This is a genomic window from Streptomyces sp. Ru62 (genome assembly GCF_002920615.1).
In the GTDB taxonomy this organism is placed as follows: domain Bacteria; phylum Actinomycetota; class Actinomycetes; order Streptomycetales; family Streptomycetaceae; genus Streptomyces.
Genome location: NZ_PQSU01000066.1, coordinates 1 through 15,680 on the forward strand (window position 1 = coordinate 1; position 15,680 = coordinate 15,680).

Below are 15,680 nucleotides of genomic sequence, written 5' to 3' on the forward strand. Positions count from 1 at the left end.
GTGGCGGCGACCGGCAGGCGAACGCGGCCCTGCACCGGATCGTGCAGACCCGCCTGCGGGTCGACCCATGCACCCGGGACTACTACGAACGTCGCAGCAAGGAGGGCAAGACCCGGCGCGAGATAGTCCGAACGCCGTACGGGTGCCGCGCCCTGTCCCTCGTGCTCTGCCCGTCGCTGGTTTCTTCACGCGTGCAGGGGAGACGCTCATGCGCTCGGGGGCCCTGCCAGTCGGCCGCAGCGAAACCATGCCGTCAGCCATCCGGCCTGCATGGCCGCGTCCAGCAGGTAGGTCGGGCGGATCCGGCGCCGGGGTACGCACAACAGGTCGATCGCGAGCAGGGTTACCGCGGTCCCCACGCCGGTACGGCGCGCCTGCCGGAGCCCTTCGGGGGTGCCCGGGCTGAGCAGCATGCTGCAGCCTGCCGTGGCGAGCAGCCCGGCGGTCGTCTGCTGCAGCCATTCCTCGGCTTTGGGGCCGAAGACCCACTCGAAGCTGCGCAGGTGCAGCAATGGCCAGCCGCCGCCGACCAGGTTGAACAGCCCTTGTGATCGGGCGACCCAGACCGGGTTCATCCCTGCCTCCTCGGCTGCTGCCGCACCGGCCTTGAGAGGCCGAGGCGAACCTTGTGTACCCCGTCGGAGAAGTGCACCAGGGGCTCAGCGGCGGGGGCCGGCAGCCCTGCCGCACGGGTCACGCTCTCGGCGAGGTCGTCGAGACGCGCCGCGCGCAGCGGCCAGGGCTCGTGCTCGACGGGCGTCTCCCACACAGCGCCCGCGCTCTGCGTGAACGCCCGCCATCGGGACGCCAACCAAACATCCCGGTGCGTGGGGCGGATCGGCGGGCCCGGTCGTACGACCATGCGATAAGCCGGCCCACCACCCCACCTCGATCCGGCGTACGTCACGCTTTCACCGTTGCGCGCCAGCCGCAGCCGGCCGAGGTGGTACGGCGCCCCGATGGCGCGGGCCGCCAGCATCACCGGGCTGGCCACCTCGATCGACAGGAACCACAGCCCTTCCCGGCCGCCCGGTCCCCGCACATAGGTGCGCAGATTGGTCTCGGGAAAGGCGGCCAGTGCCACAGGGGAGCCGGGAGGGCGCACGTCGGCCATGACGAACGGTGTCAGACCCACCCAGGCATGCCCGTCATAGGTGTCCACTGTCAGTCCGTCGGGCAGCAGGCGTTGGATGGCGTCCGGAGCGTAGGCCCAGTGCAGAAAGCTCTGGGTCAGCCAGCCGGCCCGCAGCGCCGGCATGCGCACGCGATGCTCCGGCCCGTATGTCACCACCTGCCTCGCCTCCCTTAAATGACCATGTCCGGACTGTGTATCGATCGCTCACGTCACCGGTTGGATCGTCCGCCGCGCTGAAGGGAGCCCGTTGTGAACGCATCGCGTATCCGGTCGTAGAGGCTCAGCGGTACGCCCAGCATCGCGTTGGCCGGTGGCCGCCGGGGGACGACGGGGTGAGGATGGGTCGGCGCGGTTCGCCGTACCGCCTCCCATGCGATGCCCAGGCGCTGGAGCTGCGCGGTGTCCGTCGCGTCCTGCAGTTTCGGCAGCAGGAGGTCTTCCTCGTCCCTGATGTCCTGTTGGACCAGGGCGAACGCCCGCTGCACCTTGTCCTCGCGTTCCGTATCGCCGGAAGGGAGGCGTTCGATGTCGGACACGAGATCGTTGATCTGCTGGTGTTCCTCCTCGACCCGGGCGGTGAGCTCCTCCCCGTCCGGTACGAAGCGCCGGACAGCCGGCCAGAGCACGGTTTCCTCAGCGAAAGCGTGGCTGAAGACCAGCTGAATGACGTCTTTCAACGCTTGCTGGCGTTCTCGGCCGATACCGGTGCGGTAACGGTCCATGAGGCGGTCGATCTCCGCGTGATCACGGCGCTGCCGCGCCAGTACGCTGCCTTGGCCGCCCAGCTGCTCGAGTGTCTGGTCCTTGATGCTCGTCGGCATGGTCGCTCCTCGACTGAATTGATCATGGACGCGAGCTGAACGCGTCGCGGGCCCGGTCCAGCAATGAGGCGAAAGGGCCCAGCGTCCACTGCAGCACGGGCGAGCCGGCGGCGGTGGGGTGCGGGTGCGTCGGAGCCGCCCTTTCGGCCGTCACCAAGCGACTGCCCATGGTCCGCCGCTGCTCCGGGGTACAGCCGGCTTCCAGCGCCGGGAACTCCATCGCCTCCTCGCGTCCGGCGTGGGCGAGCACATCCTGCTGGAGCTGCGCGAACTGAACGTCGAACTCCTCACTCGAGAGATCCATCTTCTCCAGCTCGGCGAGCACCTTGTTGGCCTTCCGTTCCTCAGCATTACGGGCGTGGGCCTCGTCCTCACCCGCGGTGTCCTTCGCGACAGGGCGCACGATCATCTCCTCGGCCGTCTCATGGACGGCCAGCAGTCCCCGCAGCTCGTTGAAGGCATCCTGCTTGCGGGCGCCCTCGGCCCCTCGTACCTCTCCGAACAAGGCCCTGATGCGGGCGTGCTGCCGCAGGAGGATCGCGACGACGTCGTCATCGGGCAACCCCGCCGCCTTCTCACGTCGAGGTTCGTCATCCATCTCGGGGAACTGGGCGCTCATCGCATGTCCTTTCCGCCGGTGACAGCCACCGGGTCACCCACCTCCGCGGCGACAAACGACTCACCGTCCCACAGCACACCCGGCACCCGGGCCGTCGCGCGGTGAGTCATCGAGCCCGGAGCTCGCCTCCGCCGCGCCGGCCATCCCACGGCTGACGGAGCCGAGTGCCAGCCGGCAGCCTCCACGCGTGCGCGGCACTCGTACCGTCCGCAGGTTCCATGGATCGTGACAGCTGGGGTATGCGGAGGTCCGTGGATCACGTGGTGATACCGGGCGTCTACGCCCCCCAGGAGGACACGGCCCTGCTGGCTGTAGCTCTGTCCGAGGAGCCGTTCCCGCCGGGCGCGGCCGTTCTCGACGTGGGCACCGGTACCGGTGCTCTGGCCCTTGCGGCGGCGCGCCGGGGCGGCCGGGTGACCGCAGTGGATGTGTCGCGGCGCACTGTGTGTAACGCCCGGCTCAACGCCGCACGGGCTGGGCTGCGGGTCCGGGTACGGCGCGGCAATCTCTTCGATCCGGTGCGCGGTGAGTCGTTCGATCCGATCCTGGCGAATCCGCCGTACGTGCCCGCACCGGGTGGGACCTGTCCTCCGCGGGGTGCCGCCCGGGCCTGGGATGCCGGCCACGACGGCCGCATGGCCCTGGACCGGATCTGCGAGGAGGTGCCCCCCTACTGCGGCCCGCGGGGGTACTGCTCCTGGTGCAATCTGCGTTCAGCGATCCGGAGCGGACCGTGACGCGTCTGCGGGCGCACGGCCTGAAGGCCGCCGTGAACCGGAGACAGCGGATCGCGTTCGGGCCCGTGGTGCGCGGCCGCGCTCCCTGGCTGAGGCAGCGGGGTCTGCTGTCCCTGACCGAGAATGAGGAAGAACTGGTGGTCGTCCGTGCGGAACTTTCTCTCTGACAGCCCCGGCGCCGTCACCGTTCAGGGTCACGGACCGGTGCTGGTGGAGGGGAGCCGGTCGAGGCGGAACTGGGGGACGGGGGATGGTGTCCTCGTATCGTCTGCGACTCGCCCTGTGCACCTGCCGGCGCGGCGATGCCAGCACCCCGCTGTCACGCCCCCGGGTCGTTGGGGACACAATCGTCTGTCGGCCGGGCGTGGTGCGCGGTGCGATTCCTTCGCGAACAATGGCCCTGCCCTGTCGGCTCGGCCGACGCGAGTGGTGGGCGCGGGTACGCCATTGACGTGAGCTGAACGTGGATCCGATCGGCCCTGACCACTGGGGCTGCGGGTCCGCCGCACCTCTTCTTCCTCCCGCCCCGGATCACCGGCAGCAAGGCGTTCGATGTCCGCGACGAGATCGTTGATCTGGTGACGTCCTCGCTCCTTGTGCTCACGGCGTTGTCGCGCCAGGGGCTGCTGCTTCCACCGAGCTGCTCGACGGTCTGGGACGGGCCGCGGCGCTTTCCGGCGTCACTCGGACCTCCTCGCGCGCCCGGGTACCCGGAGGTAGCTCCGCACAATGCCGCACGACGTTTCCGGGAAGCTGCCGCGGTACCCGTGACGGCGGAGACCGACCCGAGGAGGGAAACGGTGCCGCAGACCGACGATGAACTGCTCGCCTTCGAGACCAGTGACCTGGAGGACTGGGACGAGCAGCGTGCGCGAGCCGCCCTCGGCGGAAGGTACGGCGCCTTGTACCGCAACCACCTGCGCATCGCTCTGCACCTCGATTCCTGGGCGGAGGCCGAGGGCGGCCGGACCGATGTCGACGCACACTACAAAGCCGGATACACGCAGGCCCTTCAGGACATGGCCGCGTTCCTCAGACAGACCTACTACCTCCCCCGCGGCCCGGACTAAAGCACGCTGACGCCGGGCTCCGCGCTGTGCGTCGCTCGCACGCGGGGAATCCCCGGCAACGAAGGAGGCTGCAGATGGACGCCCTTCCGTCTTCCGGCGCGACCCAGCGCCGCCCCACCGGACGAAGCGCCGACACGAAGCTGCTCGGCATCTATCTCAACGACCACCTCGCCGGCGCCACCGCCGGCACCGAACGCGCCACCCGCCTGGCACGCACCGCCCGCGCGTCCGCCCTCGGCCGCGCGATCGAGCCCGTAGCGGCCGAGATCGCCCAGGACCGGAAGGCGCTGCTGGACATCATGCGAGACCTCGGCATCCCCGTGCGCCGCTACAAGGTGTGCGCGGGCTGGGCGGGCGAGAAGCTGGGACGGCTGAAGCCCAACGGCCACCTGGTACGCCCCTCCCCGCTCGGCACCGTACTGGACCTCGAAGCCCTGCGGATCGGGGTCGAGGGGAAGGCGGCCGGCTGGCAGACCCTGCGCCGGCTCAGCGCCGTCGACGAGCGCCTGGACCCGGCCCGGCTCGACACGCTGCTCGAACGAGCCCGGCAGCAGCAGGAAAGGATCGAGGAGTGGCGCGTCCGCCAGGCCGAGGAGGCCCTGGCCACCACAGTCGACTGAGCTTCTGCGTCAGGGAGTCGCAGCCCACTCAGCGAGATCATGGTGGGGACGTGTGGCCCCGCGTGTTCGAAACGTCACCAGTGTGTGCCCGCTGGAAGGTCCCGTACAGCAGCCACAGGGACGGAATCAGCAGCACCGCGCCGCAGGCCAGGGCGATGAGACAAGCGGAGAGCACGGCGGGCTGGGAAGCGGCCTGGTCCACGGTGAGACTGCCGACCAGCATGGCCGGGTACTGGGCCGCGCCCCACGCCCACAGGATCGCGGCGACGGCCAGCGCAGCCGCTCCCCGGGCCGCGACGTATCGCCGCCGCGTCAGCAGGCTGAGGCCCACGACACCGCTGATCGCGCTGAGAACGACGAGCGGCAGCGCCCGGTGGGTGAGGCCGTGGAACAACTGGGGAGCGTCCGCGTGCAGTACCGCGATGCCGGCCAAGGCGACCGCTCCGCTCGCCAGCCCGCTGGCCACCGCACGGCGGGCGAAGGCCCGCGCCAGTTCCGTGTCGTCCTCGCGGTCGGCGTCCGCGCACAGGTAGACGGCGGCGAGATGCGCGCAGGTCAGGACGGCCAGGACACCGCCGAGCGCGGAGGTGGGGTTGAGCCAGCTGGTGATGACGTCACCCGTGGCGAGGCCGGCCGGCACCCGTCCGGAGGCGACGCCGCCGGCGACGGCGCCGAGGAAGAAGGGGGTGAGCAGTGACGAGATGGCGAAGCATGCGCCGAAGAGCCGGCGTTGCCACAGTTCGGTGCTGGCCTTGCGGAAGGCGAAGGCGGCGCCGCGGGCGATGATGCCGAGGGCGGCGAGGGTGAGCGGCAGGTAGAGGGTGGACATCACGGCGGCGAAGACGGGTGAGAAGCCGGACCAGAGCAGCACGATCACGAAGATGAGCCAGACGTGGTTCGCTTCCCAGATCGGGCCGATGCTGTGCTCGATGAGCCGTCGCTGTGCATCGCCCCGGCGTGCGCCCCCGGCGAGCAGATCCCACACACCGGCACCGAAGTCGGCGCCTCCGAACAGGGCGTAACACGTCAGCCCGAGCCACATGACGGCGAGGGCGGTGTCGGCGAGCACGGTGCCTCCAAGGACGGCTACGGTTCGCTGGGCGGTGGCGGTGGGATCGAGGTGGGGGTCGAGGGATCATCAGTCCGGCGAGTCATCACGCTGCTCCGTCAGACCACGGGATACCCCCGCACGTCCGCTTCCTGCGGTGCGGCCGGCACGGCCGTCGCACGTGCCAGGCGGCGCAGCACGTACACCGTGGCGACGGTCATGGCGGCGTACACCACCAGCACCAGCCACAGGCCCGCCATCAGGCCGGGTGCGGGGTTCACGGCGTCCCGTACGCTCATCACCCCCCAGACGATCCACGGCTGCCGCCCCAGCTCGGTGACGGTCCAGCCGCTCTCCAGCGCCACCACGGACGCCGGGCCGGAGAGCGCGACGAGCACGAGGAGCAGACGGCTCCCACGCCGGTCGAGGAGTTCACCGCCCGAGCGCTGGGTGCGCCGCCACGCCAGGAGCAGCCACAGGCCGAGGGCCAGCAGGAAGAAGCCGACGGCGACCATGAGGTCGAAGGCCCAGTGGACGCCGGTGACGGCGGGCCACTGGCTGCGGGGCACCGTGTCCAGTCCCTTGACGACCGTGTCCGTCCGGTATCCGACCAGTAGGGAGAGACCGTCGGGGATCTCCAGGCCGTACTTGAGTCCGTCCTGCCCGGCGACGCCGCCGATGGTCAGCGGGACGTGGGAGCCGGTGCGGTACACGCCCTCGATGGCCGCCAGTTTGACCGGCTGGTAGTCGGCCGGGAAGCGGGCGGCCCAGTCGCCCACCACGATCTGGAAGGGGGCGACCACCGCGCCGAGGGCGAACGGGATGGCGAAGCCGGCCTTGTGGTAGGCGTCGCGCCGGCCCCGCAGCAGGGCGACGGCGTACACGGCGGCGGTCAGGAACGAGGACACCATGAACGCGGCGAGGATCATGTGCACAGTCTGCGGCGGGCTCGCCGGGTTCAGCATGGCCGCCCAGGGGTCCACGTGGACGACCTTGCCGTCGCGCAGGGTGAAGCCGCGGGGCTGGTTCATCCAGGCGTTCGCGCAGACGACGAAGAACGCCGAGGCGGTGCCGGCGATGACGATGGGAACGCCCATGAGCAGGTGCGTGCGGGGTGCCAGCCGGTCCCAGGCGTAGAGGTAGATGCCGAGGAAAATGGCCTCGATGAAGAAGGCGATGCCCTCCAGTGCGAAGGGCAGCCCGATGACCTGGCCGAAGCGTCCCATCAGCCCGGGCCACAGCAGCCCCATCTCGAAGCTGAGAATCGTGCCGGACACCGCGCCGACGGCGAACAGCACGCCCATGGCCCGCGCCCAGCGCCGCGCCAGCAGCTGCAACGCCGGATCGTTTCTGCGGATACCCAGCCACTCCGTGAGAAGGGTCAGCGCCGGCAGGCCGACTCCGAGGCAGGCCACCACGATGTGCCAGGCCAGTGAAAAGCCCATCTGCGCCCGCGCCGCCGACAGGTCACCCTCCGTCGCGGCACGCGCCAGGACCAGGACGGGATACGAGCCGGCGGCAACAACGATGTCGTTCACAAGCACTCTCCCGCGCACCCGCAAGACTGTCACCGCAGGCTTCCCGGTATCACCGGCATCAGCCCGCGGCCACCTCGGGGTAACCCACCCGTGTCATGGCAAACCGCATGAGCGGCTCGCTGCCGGGAACGTGAGTCCCGGGCGGGACCACGGACGTGGGCCGCGGCCCCCGGAGGTTCCTACGCTTGCACCAGGGCCGGAGGCCCGCCAGTGGAGACAAACCACATCCCCGTTGCCAGGAAGGACCTCGCGCCCATGCCAAGCCGGCGACTCGGGCAGTGAAGCGAAGGACAGCGGGACGGGAGCGCCGACGGGCGCTGACTGCTTTTCCCGCGGTATCAGCCGGGGCCCTCCTCGGACTCTGCTCGTTCCTTCAGGGTCTCGTCGGTGGCCCCGCCGGACGTGTCGGGCTCGGGGCGTCCTTCCTCCTCCGGGTGGACGTCCCGCTCGTCCGTCTCCTGCTCCAAAGGCGACGCGTGTTCGCGCTTTTCTTCTCCGGAACTGCTCATGGCTGCCTCCCTCAGGGCGCCGCTGGGACGTACCGGGTTCCCCGGTGCATGGCGTGAAACGAGGCAGGGCGAGGCTGAGCTGAAGCTCGCACGTCGGTCTTGCGGTAGGAGAACCGTCCGACATGCTCTGCGGTCCGTACGCCGGATGATGTTCGCGGTGGCGTGGCAGGCGACGCCTGGTCTTGGGTACTCGTGGCGGCGGCAGTGGCCGGGTGACGAGTCGGGCGACGCTCGTCCTCAATGGTCGGTCATGTTCGCGGCGAGAGTCGGCGTCCTACGGCGGTTGGGGGAGTGCTGTGCTCGCCCACCCTCGGGGAAGGGAAGGCCCGGAGGTGAGCAGTGGTGGTGGATCGGACGGTAGGCCGGCAGCGGCCTTTGACCAGGGTCACCACGGCTGCCACGGCCGGACACGTCTTCTTCGAACTGGCCGCGGGGGTGGGAATGCCTCTGGCGTCCGTGCTGGGACCGTTCACCGCGGCGACCGCGTGGGCCGCCGGTACGTGGACAGCCTGGCGTGCGGCGGCCACCCGCCCCGCCCGCGATGATCCGCTGTTCGCCGTGCTCGACAGCGTGAGCCTTGCCGCGGTGATCGCCCACCTGGCGGGCTGGCCGAAAAGGCCCACGCGGCTGGGGATCCCGTGGCTCACGGACTGCGAAGGACTCGGCCCGCGTCTCATGCCCTACTACAACCCGATCCTGTACATCTCCGGTGCTGCCGCCGCGGCGGCCGTGCTGTTGGAGAACCGCTCTGCTCCCCGGCGCCTGCCTCTGCTGTCCCTGCCCCTCGTTCCTCTTCTCGTTGTAGCCCAGCGCGCGGAACACCGTCGGCTGAAGACGATCGCGGAAGCACATCCCGCCTGGTGGAACCGCCGCCTCATGGCGACAGCACGGTCTGAAAGCGAACGGCGCGTCCGGCACCCCCGACTGATCGAGGCCACTAGGTGACGGCTCACGGCCGACCGAATTCTTCACAGATCCGCAGTACTGCGCGGCGACTCTCCCGCGAGCCACGCCCGGACACCGGGCAGATAGCGGAAAGGAGTTGGGGTACTCGCCGCGCACAGGCGCTCGCCGTCCCCCATGGTGCGCGCTCACTCGTACGACTTCCGCCTCTCGAGGATGTGACCGCGCATGAGTGCCGCTGGGAAATCGCTGACGGTGGCCACCGCCGGGCTGGCCGCCGGGGCCTTCGTCGTCATGCGGCGAGCGAAGGCACGACCGCCCCGCGCAGCCGCCGGGGAGCGCTGGCTGACGGTGACGGTCAACTGCGCGCCGCACGACGTGCAGGCCGACAAGCTGCCGTCGCCGCTGCAGGAGTACGCCGACCGTATCGAGACTCGCATCCGTCCGGCGCCCGGTGACCGAGGCACGGAGCTGGGTGTGCGCCTGAAAGAAACCGAGCCGGACGCCGCGTACTCGGTGCCCGCGCGGCTCGCCGGCGCCGACCCGCGCCAGGACCTGCGCCGTGCCCTGCGCGAGGCGAAGGCGCTGCTGGAGGCGGGAGAAGTGCTGCAGCCCGACGCACCGCCCACCACGCACGACACCCCGGGCGGCAAGCTCGTGGGTCTGCTCAGCCGCCGCGCCGGTGGGGAGGGAGTGTTGTGAAGGCCCTGTGCTGGGAAGGCGTCAACAAGCTCTCCGTCGAGCAGGTCCCGGACCCTGCGCTGCGCAACGACCAGGACGTGATCGTACGGCTCATCGCCGGCACCACCTGCGGCTCGGATCTCCATCTCATCGGCGGCTACATCCCGTTCATGCGCGCCGGGGACGTCATCGGCCACGAGTTCCTCGGCGAGGTCGTCGAAGTCGGTTCGGCCGTGCGCCGGCACAAGGTGGGCGACCGGGTGGTGGTCTGCTCGTTCGTTGGCTGCGGCCGCTGCTGGTACTGCACCCACGACCTGTGGTCCCTGTGCGACAACACCAACACCAATCCCGGCATCGGTCAGGCCCTCTTCGGCGCCGACACCGGCGGCATCTTCGGCTACTCCCACGCCATGGGCGGGCTTCGCGGCAGCCACGCCGAGTACGTGCGCGTCCCCTTCGCCGACTACGGGGCCTTCCCCGTCCCGGAGGGCGTCGACGACACAAGCGCCCTGTTCGTGTCCGACTCGGTGCCCACCGGATGGATGGGCGCCGATCTGGCAGGGGTGAAGCCCGGCGACGTGGTCGCCGTATGGGGATGCGGGGCCGTCGGCCAGATGGCGGCGCGCGCCGCGATCCTGTTGGGCGCGGAATGCGTGATCTCCATCGACCGGATCCCCGAGCGTCTGGAGATGACCGAGCGGCACGTCGGCAGCGAGGTCATCGACTACACGAGCACCGACGTCGGGGCGGAACTGCGCGAGCGCACCGGCGGCCGCGGCCCCGACGTGTGCATCGAGGCCGTCGGCATGGAGGCCCACAGCGACAGCCCCGTTCACCTGTACGACCAGGTCAAGCAGCAGCTGCGGCTCCAGAGCGACCGTCCCACCGCCGTACGGCAGGCCATCCACGCCTGCCGCAAGGGCGGTACGGTCTTCATTCTGGGGGTGTTCGCCGGCGCCGTCGACAAGTTCCCCCTCGGCGCGGTGATCAACAAGGGCCTGACCGTGCGGGGTGCCCAGCAGCACGGTCAGCGCTACATCCCGATGCTGCTGGACCGGCTGGCGGCCGGAGAGCTGAGCACGGCGCACCTGGCGACCCACACCGTGTCCCTGGACGAGGCGCCGCGGGCCTACGAGATGTTCAAGGAGAAGGAGGACGGCTGCGTGCGCGCGGTGATCCGGCCGGGCGACTGACCGCTCCGTTTGCCGTCCGCGCAGGTGGGGACCCGGCCGACCATGAGCACTACGCCACTCCGCCGCCCACGGATGCGGCAGAGCCGCCTCCTGTGGCTGCTGGACCGCCTGGAGCGGGAGCCCAGGGCCGACGCGCTGATCGCCACGGTCCGCAAGGGGGTGCGGGCCCTGCCGCTCGGCGACGGTCGGGACCTCCTGCACGGCAGGTGGTTGGGACACCCGGTACATCCGCTGATGGTGCAGGTGCCGATCGGCAGCTGGCTGTCGGCGGCGGTACTGGACCTGTACCCCGGCCGCTCCCGCGAGGCGGGCCTCCTGGTCGGCGTCGGCCTGGCCTCCGCCGCTCCCGCCGCCCTGGCGGGCTGGGTCGACTGGGCGGAACTGCACCGCCAACAGCAGCGCGTCGGACTGGTGCACGCCCTGGCCAACTCCACGGCTGTCGGCCTCTACGCCGCCTCGCTCACCTGCCGCGCCAGGGGACGGGACGCCACGGGCCGGGTCTATGGCTTCCTCGGCCTGACGGCGGTCGCAGTCGGCGGCATGCTGGGCGGTCACCTGGCCTACCGCCAGGCATGCGGCGCCAACCACGCCGAAGAGATCCCGCACGTCGTCACCCAGGGCTGGCACCGGATCGGAGCCGTGGCCGAGTTCCCGGTCGACCGGCCGGTGCGGCGCAGTGTGGACGACGTCCCGGTCCTGGTCGTCCGGGAAACCGGCGGGGCGATCCACGCCCTGGCCGAGCGGTGCAGCCACCTTGCCGGACCGCTCTCCGAAGGCACGATCAGCGACGGATGCGTCCAGTGCCCCTGGCACGGCAGCGTCTTCCGGCTCTCGGACGGCTGGAACGTCCGCGGCCCGGCCACCGCACCCCAGCCCTCCTTCGACACCCGGATCACCGACGGCCACGTCGAGATACGCCTGCGCCAACAGGACCGGGACGGGCAGGCGCCGGACGCGGCCGGCGAGGGACAACGGCGTAAGGAGACGGGAACCCATGAACACCGCAGCTGACAGCCGCCTCGCAGGACGTCTGCACGGCCTGCTGCGGCGGACCGGCAGGCAGTACGCGGCAGGGCACGACCGGCCGCTGGGCGGCTACCTCGCAGCCATGGCGGGCTTCGCCACCTATACGACGGCCTGGGCCACCGCCGTACGGCTCTGCGGCCGGCCGCTGCCCGACCGGCCCGAGCCGTGGGACGTGGTCCTGACCTCGGTCGCCACGTTCCGGCTCAGCCGGCTGCTGACCAAGGCGTCGGTCACCAGCCCGCTGCGCGCCCCGTTCACCAGGTACGTCGCCCCGCAGGGCCCGGCGGAACTGCACGAGGAAGCACAGTCCGAGGATGCCAGGCACACCGTCGGAGAATTGGCGACCTGCCCCTTCTGTATGAGCGTCTGGGTGGCCTCCACCCTGACCGCAGGCCAGCTGCTCTGGCCGCGCGCGACACGCACCGCCATGGGCGCGCTCGCCGCTCTGGCTGGCGCGGACACGCTGCAATTGGCCTATAGCGCGCTCGTCGAGAAGACAACCGGCGAGTGACCCGGCAGCGGACCGCGGTGGGTCTGCACTCCTCGGCCCGGAGCTGGGCCGAGGACGGACATGCCGGAGGGGCAGGCGTGCTCACGCCCGGTCGCGGCGCGCCGCGTGACGGCCGGCGCCACACCGACGAGGGGCAGATCGGAGCGTGGGGCCCAATCCCTGCCCTGGGCAGAGGCGGTCTTCGACCGCCGCCGATTGGCTTTTCTGGGCGTCCGCTCGGTGCGGGGCACCGACCACCCGGGTGAAGGCGGTCGTAGCGGGTACCCGCCGGGACATGCTCAAGCGCGCACTGTGGCAGGGACTGCTCGCCGGTACCGCCGGGGGAGTCGTGATGACCGTCGGTGAGAAGATCGAGCAGGCCGTCACCGGCCGCCCCGACTCCCATGTGCCCGCGCGCGTTCTCCAACGGCTGACCGGCCTGCCCGAACGTCCCGGCAGACAGCCGCTGCCGGTCAACTGGGCCATGCACTACGGACAAGCGGCCCTTCTCGGAGTGCTGCGGTCGGTCATGGCGCAGACCGGACTGCGCGGACCGATCGCCTCCGCCAAGTTCACCGTCGTCCGCCTCACCAACGACCAGATCCTCGAAAACGCGACCGGCGTCGGCGCCCCGCCGGCCACCTGGCCCCGCCAAGAGCTCGTCGTGGACCTTCTCCACAAGGCCGTCTACGCCTTCACCACCGGCGCCGTCGCCGACGCCCTCGCCGCCCGCAGCGGGCCCGGCCCCGGACAGCGCCACGCTGCAGCCCGCCCCGGCCGCCGCGCCGGCTTCGGCCCGCTGCCCCGTGGACACGCCTACGGAGCAGACGGCGGAAAGTAGTGGGCGTCGAGTGGTTCCACCTAGAATCCGGCCCATCCGCTCATCCGCTCGTGCTCGTCCGCGTGGCCTGCGGCTCCTTGCCCCAGTGCAGGTCTGCCGGGAGTAAGGAAGGCTGTCTCACACGCCACGGGACGAAGGGCGTGGTGAGCCCGAGCAGTACCTGCCTGACGCCAGGGGGCCGCGGCAGGTCAGGGCATGCTCCTGGCGGTGATCAGATCGGTGACGGCGGGGAGGCCGCCTTGGGCCAGGGCGGCGCGTTGCCGATCGGCGCCGGTGCCGCCCTGCAGCAGCCGGTGGACCAGGGCCGTCACCTGCAGGTCGTCGCCGGACACGTCCAGCGCGGGAGCGACGTAGCGCAGCAACTCGTACAGCATCTCCCCGGCCCGGCGCTGCCGGCCTCCGGGATCGACCAGGGTGCTGCTCAACCCGTGGCGGGCGGCGTGCCACATGCTCGCCTGCAGCAGTTCCTGGTCGCAGTCGAGCGCGGGAGCGCCGGCGGCGGCCTCCGCCAGCGCGCTCTCCACGAGGGCCCGCACCAGGCCCGTGAGCATCACCGCCTCGTCCGCGCGCAGCTGCACGTCCAGGCACCGCACCTCGATGGTGGGATACCGCGCCGAGAGCCGGGCCTGCCAGTACAGCTGACCGGTGTCCGAGATCAGACCAGCGTCCAGTAGCTGCTGAACGCGCCGGTCGTGGTCGGCGATGTCGGCGAAGCGCGGGGGCATGCCGCTGACCGGCCAGCGGCTGAAGATCACGGTGCGCCAGCTGGCGAAGCCGGTGTCGTGACCGTCCCACAGCGGAGAGTTCGCGGACAGCGCGGTCAGGGTCGGCAGCCACACCCGGATCCGGTTCAGGACCTGCACGCCGGTCTCCCTGCTGGGCACGCCGACGTGCACATGCATGCCGTTGACCAGCTGCTCCGCCACCAGCTGGGGCGCCTGGGTGAGCATGGCCCGGTAACGGGCCCGGTCGGTGACCGCCACGGGATGGCCGTGGCGCAGCGGCGGTGTTGCGCAGGCCGCGATCCGGCAGCCGTGCGCCTCGGCAGCCGCTCCGACCGCGTGCCGCAGCCGCAGCAGGTGTCCCCCGACCTCCTCCAGCGTGCCGCACACCGGGGTGGCCACCTCCACCTGCGCCTGCAGCAGCTCGCAGTGCACCTCCTGGTCGGCCACCAGACGCCCCAGGCCGGCCGCGGCCCGCACCTTGTCCGCCATGGGTACCGGCAGACCCGTGACCGGGTCGAGCAGCAGGTACTCCTCTTCCACACCGATCGTCGTCATCGATCGCCTTCTGTTTCCGTCCGACCATGCCACCGGACTGGCTCCCGATGCGCCTCTGCCAGTGCATCGCATGGCGAGGACTCGTCCGAGGTCACTCGCGGTGCCCGAGTGCCGCGCCCTCTTCGCGGTAAACCATCACCCGCCGCCGCCGACGACGAGCTCGGCGAGGACCTGCTGGCGCGGTACCGTCCCAGCAGGTCATCGCCGAGCGACATTCCTCCCGGATGCCCATGCGTCGATCGCTCGATGGTGGCCCGGAGACTCACTTCTGACGCCAGCCCGTTGCAGCCCTGTCTCGTGGCGCGGCTGGCTGTCGCGTTCGGCGCATACCGGCCGGCAGTCCTCGAGCCCCCTTGGCATTCTTGAGGCGGCCCGACTTCACGGCTCCGGCATGTCAGCTCTGCCCCATGGCCTTGCGGACGGCGTCTTTCGTCCGGTCCATGAGTGCGGCCACCGGCCCGAGGGCCACATTGGCGGTGGCCGACTCTACACCGGGGTGGGGCCGGGTGGGAGCCATCGCCTCGGCGGCCTTGACGGCCTTGGCCATGGCGGCGAGGTTCGTGACATCGGTGCTGCGGCGGATGTGGGAGAACTCGTAGCGTTCCTCCGCCCTCGCGTGCTCCTGCACCTCGGTGCGCAGCTGCATCAGCCGGGGCAGGAACTTGGGGTCGTCGGTGTCCATGTCGTCCAGGGCGGCGAGGGTCTCCTTGGCCGATTTCTCCTCCGCGAGACGGTCTTTGACGATCTGCTCGCCGCCCTCCACCGCGCGTCGGACGAAGGGGTGGACGACCTCCTCCTCCGCGGTCTCGTGCACGGCCAGCAGACGGACCAGGCGCCGGAACGCGTCCCGGCGTTCCTCACCCTGGCTCTGCTCCACTTCGTCGAAGAGGTTGCGGATGTCGCCGTGCTGGCGCATGAGGAGGGCGACCACGTCGATGTCGGGGGCCCGGTCATCGCCGGCCTGGGGGGTGTGCAGTTCGGACATCGCGGGCGGCCTCACTTCTCGCGCTGGGCGGGGTCGGGGTGCTCGCCCTCGGTCTGCACGCGGTACTCGCGGCCGAACATCTCGTCGTGCTCGGCCATCACCCGTTCGCTCGGCGGGGCCTCGCCGCCGTGGATCCGCTCCTGCATCTTCTCGAACCGCTCGTGCGCCTCGCGCACGTAACCGG

17 protein-coding genes and 1 pseudogene are annotated in these 15,680 nt (G+C 70.8%); 9 read left to right on the plus strand and 9 right to left on the minus strand.

Going from position 1 to position 15,680, the window contains the following annotated elements; all coding sequences use genetic code 11:
* Positions 1-206 precede the first annotated feature (206 nt).
* The 4 genes from C3492_RS43005 to C3492_RS43020 all read right to left on the minus strand — a co-directional run bounded on the left by C3492_RS43005 (position 207) and on the right by C3492_RS43020 (position 2,575).
* A complete protein-coding gene (locus C3492_RS43005; RefSeq protein ID WP_103818013.1) occupies positions 207-575 on the minus strand; it encodes a hypothetical protein in 369 nt (122 codons plus the stop codon).
* Positions 572-1,258 (minus strand): YqjF family protein, encoded by a 687-nt coding sequence (locus C3492_RS43010; protein ID WP_181140867.1) that lies wholly within the window; start codon positions 1,256-1,258, stop codon positions 572-574. The genes C3492_RS43005 and C3492_RS43010 overlap by 4 nt, the downstream gene beginning before the upstream one ends.
* Before the next feature lie 86 nt (positions 1,259-1,344).
* Entirely contained in the window at positions 1,345-1,956 is a 612-nt protein-coding gene (locus C3492_RS43015) for a hemerythrin domain-containing protein (protein ID WP_103818014.1), read from the minus strand.
* 22 nt (positions 1,957-1,978) lie between these two features.
* Complete coding sequence (locus tag C3492_RS43020) at positions 1,979-2,575, minus strand: hemerythrin domain-containing protein (protein WP_103818015.1); 597 nt, start codon at positions 2,573-2,575, stop codon at positions 1,979-1,981.
* Positions 2,576-2,793: 218 nt separating this feature from the next.
* Between C3492_RS43020 and C3492_RS43025 the strand changes: the two are divergent.
* The 3 genes and pseudogenes from C3492_RS43025 to C3492_RS43035 all read left to right on the plus strand — a co-directional run bounded on the left by C3492_RS43025 (position 2,794) and on the right by C3492_RS43035 (position 5,002).
* Positions 2,794-3,479, plus strand: a pseudogene (locus C3492_RS43025) (HemK2/MTQ2 family protein methyltransferase).
* A gap of 633 nt (positions 3,480-4,112) precedes the next feature.
* Positions 4,113-4,382, plus strand: coding sequence for a hypothetical protein (locus tag C3492_RS43030; protein ID WP_258056246.1), 270 nt, complete (start codon positions 4,113-4,115; stop codon positions 4,380-4,382).
* Between the two features lie 74 nt (positions 4,383-4,456).
* Positions 4,457-5,002, plus strand: a complete 546-nt coding sequence (locus C3492_RS43035; RefSeq protein ID WP_103818017.1) for a hypothetical protein — start codon at positions 4,457-4,459, stop codon at positions 5,000-5,002.
* 37 nt (positions 5,003-5,039) lie between these two features.
* Here C3492_RS43035 and C3492_RS43040 read toward each other — a convergent pair whose 3' ends face one another.
* The 3 genes from C3492_RS43040 to C3492_RS45065 all read right to left on the minus strand — a co-directional run bounded on the left by C3492_RS43040 (position 5,040) and on the right by C3492_RS45065 (position 8,097).
* On the minus strand, positions 5,040-6,071 hold the full coding sequence (locus C3492_RS43040; RefSeq protein WP_103818018.1) for a cytochrome d ubiquinol oxidase subunit II: 1,032 nt from the start codon (positions 6,069-6,071) through the stop codon (positions 5,040-5,042).
* Between the two features lie 98 nt (positions 6,072-6,169).
* Positions 6,170-7,588, minus strand: a complete 1,419-nt coding sequence (locus C3492_RS43045) for a cytochrome ubiquinol oxidase subunit I (protein WP_103818019.1) — start codon at positions 7,586-7,588, stop codon at positions 6,170-6,172.
* A 338-nt stretch (positions 7,589-7,926) separates the two neighbouring features.
* Positions 7,927-8,097 carry a hypothetical protein gene (locus tag C3492_RS45065; protein ID WP_181140865.1) on the minus strand — a complete coding sequence of 57 codons (171 nt, stop codon included), beginning with the start codon at positions 8,095-8,097 and terminating at the stop codon, positions 7,927-7,929.
* 342 nt (positions 8,098-8,439) lie between these two features.
* On the opposite strand from C3492_RS45065, the gene C3492_RS43050 reads away from it, so the two are divergent.
* The 6 genes from C3492_RS43050 to C3492_RS43075 all read left to right on the plus strand — a co-directional run bounded on the left by C3492_RS43050 (position 8,440) and on the right by C3492_RS43075 (position 13,231).
* The gene (locus C3492_RS43050; protein WP_181140866.1) at positions 8,440-9,042 is read left to right on the plus strand and encodes a hypothetical protein; all 603 of its coding nucleotides are present in this window, start codon (positions 8,440-8,442) and stop codon (positions 9,040-9,042) included.
* 186 nt (positions 9,043-9,228) lie between these two features.
* Positions 9,229-9,702 (plus strand): hypothetical protein, encoded by a 474-nt coding sequence (locus tag C3492_RS43055; RefSeq protein ID WP_103818021.1) that lies wholly within the window; start codon positions 9,229-9,231, stop codon positions 9,700-9,702.
* Complete coding sequence (locus tag C3492_RS43060; RefSeq protein WP_103818022.1) at positions 9,699-10,874, plus strand: zinc-dependent alcohol dehydrogenase; 1,176 nt, start codon at positions 9,699-9,701, stop codon at positions 10,872-10,874. Before C3492_RS43055 ends, C3492_RS43060 begins: the two co-directional genes overlap by 4 nt.
* Before the next feature lie 72 nt (positions 10,875-10,946).
* A complete protein-coding gene (locus C3492_RS43065; protein ID WP_258056248.1) occupies positions 10,947-11,885 on the plus strand; it encodes a Rieske (2Fe-2S) protein in 939 nt (312 codons plus the stop codon).
* Complete coding sequence (locus C3492_RS43070; RefSeq protein WP_103818023.1) at positions 11,869-12,411, plus strand: DUF1360 domain-containing protein; 543 nt, start codon at positions 11,869-11,871, stop codon at positions 12,409-12,411. The genes C3492_RS43065 and C3492_RS43070 overlap by 17 nt, the downstream gene beginning before the upstream one ends.
* Before the next feature lie 274 nt (positions 12,412-12,685).
* Entirely contained in the window at positions 12,686-13,231 is a 546-nt protein-coding gene (locus tag C3492_RS43075) for a hypothetical protein (protein WP_103818027.1), read from the plus strand.
* Between the two features lie 188 nt (positions 13,232-13,419).
* On the opposite strand, the gene C3492_RS43080 is transcribed toward C3492_RS43075, so the two are convergent.
* Both C3492_RS43080 and C3492_RS43085 read right to left on the minus strand, forming a co-directional pair.
* On the minus strand, positions 13,420-14,511 hold the full coding sequence (locus C3492_RS43080) for a glutamate--cysteine ligase (protein ID WP_103818024.1): 1,092 nt from the start codon (positions 14,509-14,511) through the stop codon (positions 13,420-13,422).
* Between the two features lie 394 nt (positions 14,512-14,905).
* Entirely contained in the window at positions 14,906-15,496 is a 591-nt protein-coding gene (locus C3492_RS43085; protein WP_103818025.1) for a hemerythrin domain-containing protein, read from the minus strand.
* Positions 15,497-15,680: the final 184 nt, after the last annotated feature.

Bases quoted from the DNA above. Each gene is read 5' to 3' on its own strand.
- C3492_RS43080 (WP_103818024.1), bottom strand. From the start codon at position 14,511: ATGACGACGATCGGTGTGGAAGAGGAGTACCTGCTGCTCGACCCGGTC.
- C3492_RS43015 (WP_103818014.1), bottom strand. From the start codon at position 1,956: ATGCCGACGAGCATCAAGGACCAGACACTCGAGCAGCTGGGCGGCCAA.
- C3492_RS43035 (WP_103818017.1), top strand. From the start codon at position 4,457: ATGGACGCCCTTCCGTCTTCCGGCGCGACCCAGCGCCGCCCCACCGGA.
- C3492_RS43010 (WP_181140867.1), bottom strand. From the start codon at position 1,258: ATGCCGGCGCTGCGGGCCGGCTGGCTGACCCAGAGCTTTCTGCACTGG.
- C3492_RS43070 (WP_103818023.1), top strand. From the start codon at position 11,869: ATGAACACCGCAGCTGACAGCCGCCTCGCAGGACGTCTGCACGGCCTG.
- C3492_RS43085 (WP_103818025.1), bottom strand. From the start codon at position 15,496: ATGTCCGAACTGCACACCCCCCAGGCCGGCGATGACCGGGCCCCCGAC.
- C3492_RS43055 (WP_103818021.1), top strand. From the start codon at position 9,229: ATGAGTGCCGCTGGGAAATCGCTGACGGTGGCCACCGCCGGGCTGGCC.
- C3492_RS43075 (WP_103818027.1), top strand. From the start codon at position 12,686: ATGCTCAAGCGCGCACTGTGGCAGGGACTGCTCGCCGGTACCGCCGGG.
- C3492_RS43005 (WP_103818013.1), bottom strand. From the start codon at position 575: ATGAACCCGGTCTGGGTCGCCCGATCACAAGGGCTGTTCAACCTGGTC.
- C3492_RS43065 (WP_258056248.1), top strand. From the start codon at position 10,947: ATGCGGCAGAGCCGCCTCCTGTGGCTGCTGGACCGCCTGGAGCGGGAG.
- C3492_RS43020 (WP_103818015.1), bottom strand. From the start codon at position 2,575: ATGAGCGCCCAGTTCCCCGAGATGGATGACGAACCTCGACGTGAGAAG.
- C3492_RS45065 (WP_181140865.1), bottom strand. From the start codon at position 8,097: ATGAGCAGTTCCGGAGAAGAAAAGCGCGAACACGCGTCGCCTTTGGAG.